The following is a 16,481-nucleotide window of genomic DNA, read 5'->3' as shown; positions in this document are numbered from 1 at the left end:
ATGACTGCCACAACAGGATCAGAGATCCGTAGCTTCGCCGACGTCCCGCTGCGCGGGGAGGGCCCGGCTCGCCCGGCGACCCCGGAGGCCGTCGAACAGCATGTCGCGGCGGCCGCCGCCGCGCACGGCTACGCCGCCGAGCAACTGACCTGGTCTACGCCCGAGGGCATCGACGTCAAGCCCGTGTACATCGCCGCCGACCGTGACGAGGTGGCCGAGGCCGGCTACCCGCTCGACAGCTTCCCCGGCGCCCCGCCTTTCGTGCGCGGGCCGTACCCGACCATGTACGTCAACCAGCCCTGGACCATCCGCCAGTACGCCGGGTTCTCCACCGCCGCCGAATCCAACGCGTTCTACCGGCGCAACCTGGCCGCCGGCCAGAAGGGTCTGTCGGTCGCCTTCGACCTGGCCACCCACCGCGGTTACGACTCGGACCATCCGCGCGTGCAGGGTGACGTCGGAATGGCCGGTGTGGCAATCGATTCCATCCTCGACATGCGTCAGTTGTTCGACGGCATCGACTTGTCGACGGTTTCGGTGTCGATGACGATGAACGGTGCGGTGTTGCCGATCCTGGCGCTCTACGTCGTCGCCGCCGAGGAGCAGGGGGTGGCGCCGGAGAAGCTGGCCGGGACCATCCAGAACGACATCCTCAAAGAGTTCATGGTCCGCAACACCTACATCTATCCGCCCAAGCCGTCGATGCGGATCATCTCGGACATCTTCGCCTACACCAGCGCCAAGATGCCGAAGTTCAACTCGATCTCGATTTCGGGTTACCACATCCAGGAGGCCGGGGCGACAGCCGATCTGGAGCTGGCCTACACGCTGGCCGACGGCGTCGAGTACATCAAGGCCGGCCTGGACGCCGGTTTGGACATCGACAAGTTCGCGCCGCGCCTGTCCTTCTTCTGGGGCATCGGGATGAACTTCTTCATGGAGGTGGCCAAGCTGCGCGCCGGCCGCCTGCTGTGGAGCGAGCTGGTGGCCCAGTTCGACCCGAAGAACGACAAGTCGCTGTCACTGCGGACCCACTCGCAGACCTCGGGCTGGTCGCTGACCGCGCAGGACGTGTTCAACAACGTCGCCCGCACCTGCATCGAGGCGATGGCGGCCACCCAGGGGCACACCCAGTCGCTGCACACCAACGCCCTGGACGAGGCGCTGGCCCTGCCCACCGATTTCTCCGCGCGGATCGCCCGCAACACCCAGCTGCTGCTGCAGCAGGAGTCGGGCACCACCCGGCCGATCGACCCGTGGGGCGGCTCGTATTACGTCGAGTGGCTGACGCATCAGTTGGCGGAAAAGGCTCGTGCCCACATCCATGAGGTGAACGAGCACGGCGGCATGGCGCAGGCTATCAGCGACGGCATCCCCAAGCTGCGCATCGAGGAGGCCGCAGCCCGCACCCAGGCCCGGATCGACTCCGGGGCGCAGCCGCTGATCGGGGTCAACAAGTACCAGGTGGACGAGGACCAGGAGATCGAGGTCCTCAAGGTCGAGAACAGCCGGGTGCGGGCCGAACAGTTGGCCAAGTTGCAGCAGCTGCGCGCCGAGCGCGACGAGTCGGCCACGCAGGCCGCCCTGGCCGAGCTCACCCGTGCCGCCGAGGCGACCGGCTCGGCGGGCGAGGATGGGTTGGGCAACAACCTGCTGGCGCTGGCCATCAACGCCGCTCGCGTCAAAGCCACTCTCGGTGAAATCTCCGACGCTCTGGAGAAGGTGTACGGGCGCCACCAGGCAGAGATCCGTACGATTTCGGGCGTCTACCGCGACGAGATCGGAGCCGGAAACATCACTCCACTTTCCACGGCAACCAGCCTGGTGACCAAGTTCGCCGAGGCCGACGGCCGACGGCCGCGCATCCTGGTGGCCAAGATGGGCCAGGACGGTCACGACCGTGGGCAGAAGGTGATCGCGACGGCGTTCGCGGACATCGGCTTCGACGTCGACGTGGGCTCGCTGTTCTCCACTCCGGAGGAGGTGGCCCGTCAGGCCGCCGACAACGACGTGCATGTGGTCGGGGTGTCCTCGCTGGCGGCGGGACATCTCACCTTGGTGCCCGCACTGCGTGATGCGTTGGCCGAGGTGGGTCGTCCCGACATCATGATCGTCGTCGGCGGGGTCATTCCGCCCGGGGATTTCGACGAGCTCTACGAAGCCGGAGCTACCGCGATCTTCCCGCCGGGCACCGTGATCGCCGAGGCGGCCATCGGCCTGCTGCAGAAGCTGGCAGACCGGCTCGGTTACCAGTTGAGCTAGTAGTGGCTGCATCAGTTCCCGAGCTGGCGGCCGCTATCCGCAGTGGTGACCGCGCCGCACTGGCGCGGGCCATCACGATGGTGGAATCCACCCGCGCCGACCATCGTGACCAGGCTCAACAGTTGCTGCTCGAGCTGATGCCCGAGGCGGGCAGAGCTCAACACATCGGCATCACGGGAGTTCCCGGCGTCGGCAAGTCGACGACCATCGAAGCCCTCGGTATGTACCTGATCGAGGCTGGGCACAGGGTCGCGGTCCTGGCGGTGGATCCGTCGTCGACCCGCACCGGCGGCTCGATCCTGGGTGACAAGACCCGGATGGCCCGCCTGGCGGTGCATCCCGATGCCTACATCCGGCCGTCGCCGACCTCGGGAACGCTCGGCGGGGTGGCCAAGGCCACCCGCGAGACCATCGTGCTGCTGGAGGCGGCGGGCTACGACGTGATCCTGGTCGAGACGGTGGGGGTGGGGCAGTCGGAGGTCACGGTGTCGAACATGGTCGACACCTTCGTGTTCCTCACCCTGGCCCGCACCGGTGACCAGCTGCAGGGCATCAAGAAGGGTGTGCTGGAGCTGGCCGACGTGATCGTGGTGAACAAGGCCGACGGCGAGCACGCGATCGAGGCCAAGGCAGCCGCTCGTGAACTGACCGGTGCCATCCGTCTCATCTATCCGCGCGAAACACTTTGGCGGCCACCGGTTCTCACGATGAGTGCCATCGAAGGCCACGGGTTGGCCGAGCTGTGGGAGACGGTGCTCAAACACCGCGAGGTGCTCTCCGAGGCCGGCGAGTTCGAGGCCAGGCGTCGCGCACAGCAGGTGGACTGGACCTGGTCCATGGTGCGTGACACGGTGTTGGATCGGGTGATGTCGCATCCCGGCGTCCGCAGTATCCGCGACGAGGTGGAGCGCCGAGTGCGCGAGGGCGAACTGACCCCGGCCCTGGCTGCCCAGGAAATACTCGACGCGGCCGACTGAGATGAGGACATGATGGCGAATCTGCGTGTGCTGCTGGCCGCCGCGATGGTCGGTGGTGCGGTGTTGACCGGTTGTGGCGGTGGCGGTTCGACCGATCCCGCACCAACGGTGGCCAAGACCAAGCTGCAAACCATGGCGAAGGAGAAGTTGGAAGCCGCGGCCAAACGCAAAGCCAAGTCTGTGACCTGCGACGATGGGATCGTCGGCAAGGTGGGGACGACCCAGCGTTGTGTGCTGACAGCCAAGGACGGCACCAAGTACGGCGTCACGGCGACGGTCAAGGCTGTCGAGTCCGGAAAGGTCAATGTGGACTTCAAGGTGGACGACAAGCCGAGCTCGTGACCGGTTGGCCCATCTCAGGGCTAACAGGTGGATAACGCGTCTGGAATTTGCCGGGGGTCCAGGTAAATTCAGGTGTGTGACCGATCACAACGGTGAGCGCGACGAGGCGCTCCCACATGGTGTCCAGGGCGCAGCGGACAGGAACTTCGCCTGTACCGTTCGCGGGTTCTCGAAGCTGTTTCCCGGCCGCAAGTACGGCGGTGGAGCGCTGGCGATCCTTCAGGACGGTGAACCTGTCGTGGACGTCTGGACCGGCTACTCGGACCGCGCAGGTACGCAGCACTGGACAGCTGACACCGGTGCGATGGTGTTCTCCGCGACGAAAGGAATGGCCTCCACGGTCATCCACCGGCTCGTCGACCGCGGATTGCTCGAATACGACCTGCCGGTGAGTGCGTATTGGCCCGAATTCGGGGCCAATGGCAAATCCGCGATCACCGTGCGGCAGGTGATGGCGCACGAAGCAGGGCTGTCCCAGCTCAACGGCGTCAGCAAAGCGGATCTACTGGATCACCTGGTGATGGAGAGCCGGGTCGCCGCTGCGCCGGTGAACTCGCTTCTGTACGGCAAGCCGGCCTATCACGCGCTGACCTACGGCTGGCTGTTGTCGGGTCTGGCCCGCGCGGTCACCGGGAAGGGTATGCGCGAACTGATCCGCACCGAGCTGGCGGAGCCGTTGGGCACCGACGGGCTACACCTTGGGCGCCCACCGCTGCACGCTCCCACCCGGGCCGCGCAGATTCTCGGCCCGCAACGGCGTTGGCCCAATTACTTCTTCGACTTCGTGGCGCCGCGGGTTGCCGCGTTGAACTTCTCCGGCGCGTTCGGCTCGATGTATTTCCCCGGCGTGATGTCGCTCGTTCAGGGGGAGACTCCTTTCCTCGACGCGGAGGCGCCCGCGGTCAATGGCGTGGCTACCGCGCGCGGTCTGGCCAGGATATATGGCGCGATCGCCAACCGGGGCCGGCTCAACGGCGTGGAATACCTGTCCGAGCGCACCGTGGCCGGGTTGACCGGTGCGTCTGGTATCCGCGCGGACCGGAATCTGGGGGTGCCGCTCGGCTTCCACCTCGGGTACCACTCGGTGCCGTTCGGGATCATGCCCGGATTCGGGCACGTCGGGCTCGGCGGTTCGGTCGGCTGGGCGGATCCGGCCAGCGGCCTGGCGATCGGGTTCGTGCACAACCGCTTGTTGACCCCGATGGTGCTCGACATGGCCGCGTTCGTGGGTCTGAACGCACTTATTCGCAAGGACGTGGCTCGTGCGCGTGAGCGCGGATACGCCGCCGTGCCCGATCTCGGGGCGGCACCGCACGAGGTGTCCAAACCCGTGGCCGGATAGCCCGTTCCGCTGTCCGATTCCGAGCCGGCCTGACGGATACCGTCAGGCCGGCTTCTTCGTTGCGGCTGGTGGGAAGCGGTCCGGGAACGGTGGTGTACCGCCGCCGGCATGCCGTGATTTAAGTCACATGATGTCCCAGATTTGGGACGGTCTTTCCTGCGTTGCAGCGCATGTCCACCGTTAACCTGCGACGATTTGCTTCAGTAGACAGATTGTGGGTTCTGTCACGCCCGCGCCTCGCCGGTGGTCTGCATCTCAACCGGCTCGGCCTCGGTGCCCCACATTGGTACGTGCACGTCCCAGGATTGCGACTCGTCCGGGTCTCGTCATGATCACCGCAGGTTAATCACGTTGCATAGTCAAGCACCACCATTAGCTGATGGGTGAATCGGGTACACATTCGTACCGTAATCGCGCGTCGGATGAGCGGAACGTGAATTCGGTTCAACTACAGTTTCGGCAGTTTGCGTACTGGTAGCCAGCTAACTTGAGTCAGCGTGACTGTGGATTAACTGTGAACCCGAAATTGGACACCGTTTGCGTGCGCTGGACAACATGCGAAATGGTGTTCGCCCATGTTGAAAGCGACGCGCGACTAGTTAGCGGGATAAATACTTACGCTTCGATCATGGTCTGGTCGTTTGTTACCAATAGTGCTGCACTGCAAGCGAATTCGGGTAGCTCCAGGTGGTGCCAGGACCTTTGCGGGTGTCGCACCAGGTAAATTGACTGGCCCTGTCAGTTTTTGCTAATCGCTTCCGCCAGCGAACAGGCGACCGTTTTTGAGATCGGATGTTTCCAACATCTAGGGTGGGCCGCACGCTACGCTACGGACCTTCGTTGGCAACGACTCGAGCCGGATATGGGGATTCGGTACCGTGCGTCGATGACAACGTGGCACACATTCTTTTCCACAGTCTTAGTACGTTGATCGGAGCTTTGCTCGCAGATCACATCGAGAGAGGTTGAGCCGACTTGGCCGAGACTCCAGTGACCCCGATTGCCGTCATCGGCATGGGCTGCCGGCTCCCGGGCCAGATCGAATCTCCCGAACAGTTCTGGGCGGCACTTCTGCAAGGTGACGACCTGGTCACCGAGGTACCCGCCGAGCGGTGGGACGCCCAGGAGTTCTATGACCCAGAACCCGGGGTCCCCGGCCGGTCGGTGTCGAAGTGGGGAGCGTTCCTCCACGACGTGGCCGGGTTCGACACCGGATTCTTCGGGATCAGCGAACGCGAGGCCACTGCGATCGACCCCCAGCATCGCCTGCTCCTGGAAACCGCCTGGGAAGCGATCGAACACGCGGGCATCGACCCGGCCTCCCTCTCCGGATCGCTGACCGGGGTGTTCATGGGGCTCACCCATGGCGATTACCAGCTGCTCGCCGCGGATGCCCACTCGATCGAGGGGCCCTACGGCTTCACCGGCAACAACTTCAGCCTGGCCTCCGGCCGGATCTCCTATCACCTGGGTGCGCACGGCCCTGCCTACTCGGTGGACTCGGCCTGCTCATCGAGCTTGCTGGCAGTGCACAACGCCTGCCGCAGCCTGCACGACGGCGAGAGCGACGTCGCTCTGGCCGGCGGGGTGTGCATCGTGCTCGAGCCCCGCAAGCTGGCCTCGGGTTCGGCTCAGGGCATGTTGTCCCCGACCGGCCACTGCCACGCGTTCGACGTGGCGGCCGACGGGTTCGTGGCCGGAGAGGCCGCCGCGGTGGTCATGCTCAAGCGATTGGCCGACGCCGAACGCGACGGTGATCGTGTGCTGGCAGTCATTCGCGGTACCGCGGTGAATCAGGACGGTCGCACGGTGAACATCGCCACCCCGTCGCGCGACGCCCAGGAGGCGGTATACCGGGCGGCGCTGGCCGCGGCCGCGGTGGACCCGGCCACCGTCGGGCTCGTCGAGGCGCACGGCACGGGCACTCCGGTCGGCGACCCGATCGAGTTCGCAAGCCTGGCTGCCGTTTACGGGACGGCCGCGCCGTGCGCGTTGGGCTCGTCGAAGACCAACTTCGGTCACAGCCAATCGGCCTCGGGCGTGGTCGGCCTGATGAAGGCCGTGCTGGCGCTGCAGCACGGCATCGTTCCGCCCAACCTGCATTTCACCCGCCTGCCTGACGAAATGGCGCGCATCGACACAGACCTGTTCGTCCCGAAGGAGACCGTCGATTGGCCGGTCGCCGGGCCGCATCCGCGCCGGGCAGCGGTGTCGTCCTACGGCTTGTCCGGCACCAACGTGCACGCCGTGCTGGAGCAGGCGCCCGACGCCGAAGGGGTCGCCGGCCCGCGGGGCCGCACCGGTTCCTCACTGTTCGCGCTCTCGGCGACATCTGCCGAAGCGCTTCGGGATACCGCGGGCCGATTGGCCGAGTGGCTGGCCGACCGGGCCGACGTCGACCTGACCGATCTGGCCTACACGCTGGCGCGCCGACGTGCGCACCGGCCGGTGCGCACCGCGGTACTCGCCGAGGATCGGGTGAGCTTGATCGCCGGGCTGCGTGAGATCGCCGACGGCGAAGTGCCTTTCGAGCCCGCCGTGGCGCAGGACGATCGCGGTCCGGTATGGGTTTTCTCCGGCCAGGGATCGCAATGGGCCGGGATGGGTGCCGGGCTGCTGGCCTCCGAGCCTGCGTTCGCGGCGGCCATCGCCGAGATCGATCCGCTCATCGCGCGTGAGTCCGGATTCTCGGTCACCGACGCGATGACGGCACCCGACGTGGTGACCGGCATCGACCGGGTGCAGCCCACGGTGTTCGCCGTCCAGATCGCGTTGGCGGCGACCCTGCGTGCGCGGGGCGCCGAACCCGGTGCCGTGATCGGACATTCGATGGGTGAGGTGGCCGCCGCGGTCGTGTCCGGGGTGCTGTCGCTCGAAGACGGCGTCAAGGTGATCTGCCGACGTTCGCGGCTGATGGCGACCCTGGCCGGTGCCGGTGCCATGGCGTCGGTCGAGCTGCCCGCCCAGCAGGTGCTGTCGGAGTTGGCCGCACGCGGCGTCAACGACGTGGTGCTGGCGGTGGTGGCGTCACCGAAGTCGACCGTGGTCGGCGGGGCGAAGGAGTCGATCCGCGCGCTCATCGCCGAGTGGGAGAGCCGCGACATCATGGCCCGCGAGGTCGCGGTCGACGTGGCATCGCACACCCCGCAGGTCGACCCGATCCTCGATCAGCTCGCCGACGAGCTCACCGATCTCGACCCCGCCGAACCGACCATCCCGTACTACTCGGCCACCTTGTACGACCCACGCGATCTGGCTGAATGGGATGCGGACTACTGGGTGGACAACCTGCGGCACACCGTGCGATTCGCGGCTGCGGTTCAGGCTGCGCTCGAAGACGGATTCCGGGTGTTCACCGAGCTCGCGCCCCATCCACTGCTGACCCACGCCGTGGACCAGACCGCACGCACCCTCGACATTCCGCACATGGCCCTGGCCACCTTGCGGCGCGACCAGGAGCTGACCGGCGGCTTGCTCGGGGCGGTGGCCGACTTGCACAGTGCCGGCGCCCGGGTGGACTTCGCGGCGGTGTGCCAGCAGGGCCGGCTCATCGACGCACCGTTGCCCGTCTGGAATCGCCAGCAGTTGATGCTGGTTCGCGATCCCAACGAGCTCGCCCCCGGTGGGGCCGTGCTCGCGGTGCATCCACTGCTCGGCGCGCACGTGCGGCTCGCCGAAGAACCCGAACGCCATGTGTGGCAGTCCGACGTCGGCACGGACACGCAGCCGTGGCTGGGTGATCACCAGGTGCACAACGTCGCAGCCTTGCCGGGTGCGGTCTATTGCGAGATGGCGCTGGCGGCCGGGCGGGCGGTCGTCGGGGATGCCGCGGAACTGCGCGATATCTCGTTCGATCAGATGCTCCTGCTCGAGGAACAGAGTCTGGTGTCGGCGTCGGCGACCGTGACCGGCGACGGGGCAGCCGATTTCGTGGTCGAAACGGTGCATGAGGGTGAGCGTGTCCGGCGCGCCGCAGCTCGGATCAGCCGCAACGACGCCGCGTCGGTGCCGGCCGGCTATGACATCGCCGCGCTGTTCGACACCCACCCGCAGCGGGTGGAGGGGGCCGAGATGCGGGCCGGCTTCGCCGAGCGGGGGATCCAGTACGGCCCCGCCTTCTCCGGTCTGGTCGCCGCGTATGTCGGCGCGCCGGAGGGCGACACTGCCGACACGGTGCTCGCCGAGGTCGCGCTGCCCGGTTCGATTCGTTCGCAGCAGGGCATGTACGGCATCCACCCGGCACTGCTCGATGCCTGCTTCCAAGCAGTCGGTGTTCATCCCCGCTTGCGTGGTGACCTCACCGGCGCCCTGATGTTGCCGCTGGGAGTGCGGCACCTTCGGGCCCATGGGTCGACTCGCAATGTGCAGTATTGCCTGGCGCGGGTCACCGAGATCACCCCGGCCGGAGTGGCAGTCGACATCGACCTGCTCGACGAGCAGGGGGCCGTGCTGCTGAGTATCGGCGGATTGCGCTTGGGCACCGGCGTTTCAGCGAGCGGCCAGCGTGAGCGCACGCTCAACGACCGGCTGCTGGCGATCGAGTGGCGTCAGCAGGAGCTACCGGAACCGGATTTCCGGGATCCGGGCCGCTGGCTGCTGATCAGCACGTCCGATGCGGCGGACCTGATGGCGACCAGGCTGGCCGACACGCTGAAGGCGCACGAGGTCGCCGTGACGACCATGGCGTGGCCGCAGCGGTCCGATCACGCCGCGCGCGCTGCGCGGCTGCGTGAGCATCTTGCCGCTCGCCCGTTCAGCGACGTGCTCGTGGTGACCGCGCCGCGCAACGGCATCACCGACGACCAGGCCGGCGCCCGCGCCGGTGACAACGTGCGGCACCTGGTGCACATCGCCCGGGAACTGCCCGAGGTGCTCGGTGAACCACCACGCCTGCACGTGTTGACGCGCAACGCCCAGACGGTGTTGGCCGAGGACTCCGCCAACCTGGAGGAAGCGGGCCTTCGCGGTCTCATCAGGGTGATCGGTACGGAGCATCCGCGGCTGCGAGCCAGCCAGATCGACGTCGACGATTACACCGACCCGGCGCGTGTCGTGGCGCAACTGCTGGTCGGGTCCGACGAGGACGAAACTGCCTGGCGAGGCGGCAATTGGTATGTGGCACGGTTGATTCCGGGCCCGCTTCGGCCGGAGGAGCGCCAGCGGACCGTGGTCAACCCGGCCCGCGAGGGCATGCGGCTGCAGATCCGGGTGCCCGGTGACATCCAGTCGCTGGAACTGGCGGCCTTCGACCGGGTGGCACCGGGACCCGGGCAGATCGAGGTGTCGGTCACCGCGTCGAACTTGAACTTCGCTGATGTGTTGGTGGCGTTCGGCAAGTACCCCAGCTTCGAGGGACGGCTGCCGAAACTCGGCGCGGATTTCGCCGGCGTGGTCACCGCCGTGGGCGCCGGAGTGGTCACCCACCAGGTCGGCGATCAGGTGGGTGGCATATCGGCCGACGGTGCCTGGTCGACGTTCGTCACGTGCGACGCGAACATGGCCGTGACTCTGCCGGCGGGGGTGCCGATGAGCCGCGCCGCGGCGGTGCCGAGCGCGCACGCCACCGCCTGGTACGGCCTGCACGATCTGGCGAGGATCTCGGCCGGCGACAAGGTGTTGATCCATTCCGCTACCGGCGGTGTGGGGCAGGCCGCGATAGCCATCGCGCGTGCCGCGGGGGCCCAGATCTTCGCGACCGCGGGTAGTGAAGCCCGGCGGGATTTACTGCGCGGCATGGGTATCGAGCATGTCTACGATTCGCGGAGCGTTGATTTCGCCGACCAGATCCGGCGGGACACAGACGGTTACGGCGTCGACATCGTGCTGAACTCGCTCACCGGCGCAGCTCAGCGGGCCGGCCTGGAACTGTTGTCCTTCGGCGGCCGCTTCGTCGAGATCGGCAAGCGGGACATCTATGGCGACACCCGGCTGGGGCTCTTCCCGTTCCGCCGCAATCTGTCGTTCTATGCGGTTGACCTGGCCTTGCTGGCCTTGACCGAGCCCGACACCCTTCGGCGTCTGCTGGAGGTCTGCTACGCGCGCATCGCGGACGGAACACTGCCGCTGCCGCAGACCACGCACTACCCCCTGCAGGACGGTGCCACCGCCATCCGGGTGATGGGGGCGGCCGAGCACACCGGCAAGCTGGTGCTCGACATCCCTGAAGGCGGACAGATCCCGGCGGTGGTCCCGCCGGAAGAAGCGCCTGCCTTCCGGTCGGACGGCGCCTATGTCGTCACTGGCGGCCTGGGCGGTCTCGGGTTGTTCCTCGCCGAGACGCTCGCGACGGCTGGTTGCGGCCGGCTCGTGCTCAACGGTCGTTCCGAGCCGTCTCCGGACGCCCTGGCCGTCATCGACCGGATACGCAGTGGCGGAACAGAAGTCGCTGTGGAGCTGGGTGACATCGCCGAACCCGGCACCGCAGCCCGCCTGGTGGAAGTGGCGTGCGCGACGGGGTTGCCGTTGCGTGGAGTGTTGCACGGCGCGGCCGTGGTCGAAGACGCCGTACTGGCCAACATCACCGATGAGCTCATCGAAATAGACTGGGCACCAAAAGTTTACGGTGCCTGGAATCTGCATCAGGCCACCCTGGGTCAGTCATTGGACTGGTTCTGCTCGTTCTCCTCGGCGGCGGCCCTGGTCGGCTCGCCGGGGCAGGGCGCGTACGCCGCGGCCAACAGTTGGCTGGATGCGTTCACCCACTGGCGGCGTAGCCAGGGGCTGCCCGCGCTGGCGATCGCGTGGGGCCCATGGTCGGAGATCGGTCGCGGTACCGGCCTGGCCGCGGATTCGGGTGCGGCGATCTCACCCGACGAAGGGGCTTACGCGTTCACGACGCTGCTGCGCCACAACCGGGCCTACACCGGATATGCGCCGGTGCTCGGGACGCCGTGGCTCGTCGCGTTCGCGCAGACGAGTCGGTTCGCCGAAGCGTTCGCATCGGCCGGATCGCGTGGCGGCGCGGGCGGCAGCGCGTTCCTCTCCGAATTGCGCGCCCTTCCGCCGGCCGAGTGGCAGGTCCGGATGCGCAAGATGATCGCCGAGCAGATCAGCACGATCCTGCGCCGTTCCGTCGATCCGGACCGCCCGCTGGCCGAATACGGTCTCGACTCGCTCGGAACCCTGGAGGTCCGTACCCGGATCGAGGCTGAGACGGGTATCCGGGTCGGCGCGACAGACATCAGCACCATCCGGGTTCTGGCCGAACGCCTCTGTGACGCACTGGCTCCGGATTCGCCCGTGTCGGTTCCGTCGTGACGGTGGGCAGCGCGGCGCCGTCCGGCGTGATCATCAAGACAGGAGATACGCAGTGGTTGCGATGAAACCCATTCACGATTGGTCGGGCGAGCCCGGCGAAGTGGTGTCGTGGAATCCATCGCAGGCATCGGTGGCCAAGGTGGCCGAAGCGCCGGTCAGTGATGTGCCGGTGAGCTACCAGCAGGAGCAGCATCTGCTGGCGTTCCGCAAGCACGTGTCGCAGGGCACCGACATGGCCCGGCTCAACATCCCGGCCTGGGATGTCCCGGGCCGCTGCGATATCCGTGCGATGTCTCACGTCATCAACGCCTACCTGCGCCGGCACGACACGTTCCACAGCTGGTTCGAGTACGTCGAGGACGGTTCGATTCGTCGGCGCACCGTGAGCAACCCTCGCGACATCAAGTTCGTGCCCACCAAGCACGGCCAGATGACGGCCGATCAATGGCGTGAACACATCCTCGCCACACCGGACCCCTGGCAGTGGGACTGCTTCCGCTTCGGGATCATCCAGCGGGACAGTCATTTCACGATGTACATCAGCGTCGACCACGTCCACACCGATGCGATGTTCATGGGGCTGGCTTTCGTCGAGATCCACATGATGTACCAGGCGCTGGTCCACGGGGCCGCGCCACTGCAACTGCCCGACGCCGGCAGCTACGACCGGTACTGCCTGGAACAGCGCAAGTACACGGCGGCACTCGATCTGAACTCGCCGGAAGTGCGGGACTGGATCACGTTCTTGAAGGCCAACGACGGAACCCTGCCGCGGTTCCCGTTTCCGCTCGGGGACCCGGCGCTGCCGCACACCGGTGACGTGATCACCGTCCAACTGCTCGACAAGGAACAGGGTGACCGGTTCGAGCAGGCCTGCATTGCGGCGGGGGCGCGGTTCAGCGGGGGCGTATTCGCCTGTGGCGCGCTTGCGCAGTATGCGCTGACGGGTGAGGACACCTATCGGGTCATCACCCCGACCACGACGCGACGCAGCGAAAACGAGTTCATGACGACCGGCTGGTTCACCGGTTTGGTGCCGATCACGGTCGAAGTTCCCACGCCGTCGTTCAGCGCCGCCGCCCGCGTCGCCCAGCAGTCGTTCGACGGTGGCATGGACCTCGCGCACGTCCCGTTCGAGCGTGTCTTGGAGCTGGCAGACCCCGACAGCGGTATCCGCAGCCCGGACCCAGGCGTTCCGATGCTGTCGTATCTGGATGCCGGCCTGCTCTCGCCCGCGGTGATCGCGGAATGGCAGCGGCTCAACGGCACCCTCTACAGCGATTCCCGGTCGGCCTTCCAGGTCGGCATGTGGGTGAACCGGGTCGAGGACTGCACCACCGTCACCGCCGCATTCCCCGGCAACCCGGTGGCGCGAGAGTCGGTGCTCCGCTACCTCGAAGCCATGAAAGCCGCCTACCTACGGGTGGTGGAGGGGCACGACGAGGTGGTCACCGCCGGCGAGGCCGGTGCCCGAGCGGGCCTCGGGCTGAAGACAGCGTGAGCACGGACATGCCGGAGGTTTCTGCGCGATGACGGGTTCTGTGACGCGATCCGAGGATCGGCTGTCGTTCACCGATCAGGCGATGTTCCTGGGCCTGCGCGCCACGGGCCAGGAAGCCGTCATGCAATGTGTGTGGATCTACGAACGCCCGATCGACTACGACGGGGTCCGGCGCTTCTACGAGGGTATCGGCCACGGCGTCTTCGGCAGGCGAATCGAGTGCTCGCCGTTGCCGTTCGGCCGGCATCGGTGGGTTTCGGCGCCGGGGCCTCAGGCAGAACTGGATATCGCCGAGGCGCGCACGCGTGGTGAACTCGGCGCTTGGGTGGACGAGCGGGCGGCCATGGCCCTCGATCCTGAACGTGGGCCGGGCTGGCACATGGGCGTGCTTCCGATGACCGACGGCTCGACCGCGATCTGCCTGGTGGGATCCCACTGCCTGGGCGACGGCGGCGGCGGCATCCTCACAATCCTGGATGCGGTGTACGGCAACAAGACCGACTTCAACCATCCGCTTCCGGCGTCGCGGACCCGCTGGCGGGCGATCCGGTCGGATCTGGGAGAGACTGTGCGTGGCGTGCCCGAGGTGGCTCGCACAGTGGTGGCCGCGGCCAAGCTCGCCCGGCGTCGACGCGGCGACATCTCGCGGTCCGGGGCGGCCATGCCGCGTGCGGTGGCCGGTGCTGACGAGCGCGTGTACATGCCGGCGGTCACCGCTTACGTCAATGCCGAGGATTGGCATCTGCGGGCGAAGACCCTTGGCGGCAACAGTTATTCGCTGGTAGCCGGAGTGGCGGCCAGGCTCGCCGAAGCGATGGGGCGGGTACGTGACGAGGATGGCGCCGTGACGCTGAACATCCCGCAGAACGACCGCACCCTGGAATGCGTGGACACCCGGGCGAACGCGGTGCGACTGGTCAATGTCGCGATCGACCCGGCCAGGGTGACCACGGATCTGTCCGGCGCTCGGGCCGCGATCAAAGCCGGCTTGGCCTCCGCGCGCGACAATCCTGACGAGACCCTGCAGTTGCTTCCGCTGACTCCGTTCATCCCGAAACGGGTGGTGCGCAAGATGGCTGACATGGTCTTCGGATTTGCCGCCGATCTGCCGGTGTCGTGCTCGAACATGGGGGAGGTCCCGGCTGCGGTGGCTCTGGCCGACGGCACCGAAGCCGATTACCTGTATTTCCGGGGCATCGACCGCTACGCCACCCGAGGAGCTCTCGAACAGCGTCGTGGACTGCTGACCGTGGTCGCCTGCCAGGTCGACGCCAAGGTGTCATTGAGCATCGTGGCCTACCAGCCGGGCGGGGAGAATTCCACGCCCTGGCTGCACGCCCTGGTGGCCGAGACCCTGGCTGACTTCGAGCTCGCCGGCGTGATCGAGTAGTCCGATGTCCCGATCACATTCTTCGACAAGGCGATTCAACTCGTCGACCGATCTGCCGGACAACCGGTTGGCGTTGTGGGACGAGGCCGCGGTGCGGATGATGCGTGCCACCGGCCGCGTGCAGGTCATGCAGTGCTCCTGGGTCTACGACCATCCGGTCGACTTCGAGGGGCTGCGGCGCTTCCACCGGAATTTCGGCGGAGGCTTGTTCGGCCGCCGGATCGAGCGTTCGCCGCTGCCATTCGGCCGGTACCGCTGGGTTTCCGCGCTCGGCCCCCAAGCTCCACTCCATGTCGACGAGCCGCGACCCCGCGCCGAGATCGGCGACTGGCTCGACGAACGGGCGCAACTGCCGATCGATCCCGAACACGGGCCGGGATGGCACATGGGGGTGCTGCCGGTGACCGACGGTTCGACCGCGGTCACCGTGGTGGTTTCCCACTGTCTCGGTGACGGCGTCGGGGGAGTGATGGTGGTGGCGGACGCGATCGCCGGCCGGCAGCTCGATCTCGGCTATCCGCTGCCGAAGTCGCGCGGCAGGCTGCGTGCGATTGTGCGCGATGTCCGCCAAACCGTGGCCGACATTCCGGAGGTGGCCCGCACGGCCGCCGTCGCCGTACGGCTGCTTCGCAAGCCGAATCCCGATGCCCCCGCGGGTGAGGAGGGCAGGCCGGTCCGGGTGGTGCCCGACGGCGACGCGACAACGGTGCTGCCCGCGATCTCGGTGTTCGTCGATCTCGCGGACTGGAATGCGCGCGCGGAAGCGGTTGGCGGCAACAGCTATTCGATGCTGGCAGGTTTCGCGGCGAAACTGGGGGAGAGCATGGGGCGGTGCGGGCCGGATGGTGACGTCACGCTGCTGATCGCGGTCAACGATCGCACGGACGGCGATACCCGGGCCAACGCGATGTCCCTGGCGACCGCGCGAGTGGACCCGATGACGGTGACCACCGATCAGTCCGGCGCCCGTGGCGTCATCCGGCAAGCGTTCAAGACGCTGCGCGACCATCCCGACGAGACCCTGCAACTGCTACCGCTGACCCCGCTGGTGCCCAAGGGATTCCTGAAACAGGTGGCCGACGGCTTCATCGGAAATGGCGACCAACCGGTGTCCTGCTCGAATCTCGGGGACCTCACATCGGACGTGACCCGGGTGGACGGCACGGAAGCCGAATACATCGTGTTCCGTGGCGTCGACCAGGGCACCACCCGACAGGAATTGGAGGATGCCGACGGCCAGCTGGTGCTGGTGTCCTCCCGGGTCGGCGGCAAGGTCTCCATTGGGATCACCGGATATCAAGCGGGCGAACAGAATTCGAAGGCCAGGTTGGCCGAGTTGGCGGCAAAGACCCTGGCCGAGTTCGATCTCACCGGCGAGATTGACTGGAACGGCTGAGAAAGGCTGAATCG

General features: G+C 66.9%; 8 protein-coding genes. All 8 read left to right on the top strand.

The window, feature by feature from the left end:
• The 8 genes from scpA (at position 1) to K6L26_RS17650 (ending at position 16,467) form a co-directional block, all read left to right on the top strand.
• The gene (gene scpA, locus K6L26_RS17685) at positions 1-2,262 is read left to right on the top strand and encodes a methylmalonyl-CoA mutase (protein ID WP_221850979.1); all 2,262 of its coding nucleotides are present in this window, start codon (positions 1-3) and stop codon (positions 2,260-2,262) included.
• A 2-nt stretch (positions 2,263-2,264) separates the two neighbouring features.
• On the top strand, positions 2,265-3,239 hold the full coding sequence (gene meaB, locus K6L26_RS17680) for a methylmalonyl Co-A mutase-associated GTPase MeaB (protein WP_019343920.1): 975 nt from the start codon (positions 2,265-2,267) through the stop codon (positions 3,237-3,239).
• Positions 3,240-3,248: 9 nt separating this feature from the next.
• Positions 3,249-3,581 carry a DUF4333 domain-containing protein gene (locus tag K6L26_RS17675; RefSeq protein WP_221850977.1) on the top strand — a complete coding sequence of 111 codons (333 nt, stop codon included), beginning with the start codon at positions 3,249-3,251 and terminating at the stop codon, positions 3,579-3,581.
• Between the two features lie 76 nt (positions 3,582-3,657).
• Positions 3,658-4,923 (top strand): esterase/beta-lactamase LipL, encoded by a 1,266-nt coding sequence (locus tag K6L26_RS17670; RefSeq protein WP_221850976.1) that lies wholly within the window; start codon positions 3,658-3,660, stop codon positions 4,921-4,923.
• A 975-nt stretch (positions 4,924-5,898) separates the two neighbouring features.
• Positions 5,899-12,180: a sulfolipid-1 biosynthesis phthioceranic/hydroxyphthioceranic acid synthase gene (gene pks2, locus K6L26_RS17665; protein WP_221850975.1), complete on the top strand. Its 6,282-nt coding sequence runs from the start codon at positions 5,899-5,901 to the stop codon at positions 12,178-12,180.
• A 52-nt stretch (positions 12,181-12,232) separates the two neighbouring features.
• Positions 12,233-13,681 carry a condensation domain-containing protein gene (locus tag K6L26_RS17660; protein ID WP_221850973.1) on the top strand — a complete coding sequence of 483 codons (1,449 nt, stop codon included), beginning with the start codon at positions 12,233-12,235 and terminating at the stop codon, positions 13,679-13,681.
• Between the two features lie 28 nt (positions 13,682-13,709).
• Positions 13,710-15,071, top strand: coding sequence for a hypothetical protein (locus tag K6L26_RS17655; RefSeq protein ID WP_221850971.1), 1,362 nt, complete (start codon positions 13,710-13,712; stop codon positions 15,069-15,071).
• Positions 15,072-15,075: 4 nt separating this feature from the next.
• Positions 15,076-16,467, top strand: coding sequence for a hypothetical protein (locus tag K6L26_RS17650; RefSeq protein ID WP_221850969.1), 1,392 nt, complete (start codon positions 15,076-15,078; stop codon positions 16,465-16,467).
• Positions 16,468-16,481: the final 14 nt, after the last annotated feature.

The sequence above is a fragment of the Mycobacterium farcinogenes genome, from assembly GCF_019739075.1.
Classification (GTDB): domain Bacteria; phylum Actinomycetota; class Actinomycetes; order Mycobacteriales; family Mycobacteriaceae; genus Mycobacterium; species Mycobacterium senegalense.
This window is presented reverse-complemented; position numbering and strand designations above follow the sequence as displayed.

Excerpts from the sequence above, each read along its gene's own strand:
- K6L26_RS17655 (WP_221850971.1), top strand. The coding sequence starts at position 13,710 with ATGACGGGTTCTGTGACGCGATCCGAGGATCGGCTGTCGTTCACCGAT.
- scpA (WP_221850979.1), top strand. The coding sequence starts at position 1 with ATGACTGCCACAACAGGATCAGAGATCCGTAGCTTCGCCGACGTCCCG.
- K6L26_RS17650 (WP_221850969.1), top strand. The coding sequence starts at position 15,076 with ATGTCCCGATCACATTCTTCGACAAGGCGATTCAACTCGTCGACCGAT.
- K6L26_RS17675 (WP_221850977.1), top strand. The coding sequence starts at position 3,249 with ATGATGGCGAATCTGCGTGTGCTGCTGGCCGCCGCGATGGTCGGTGGT.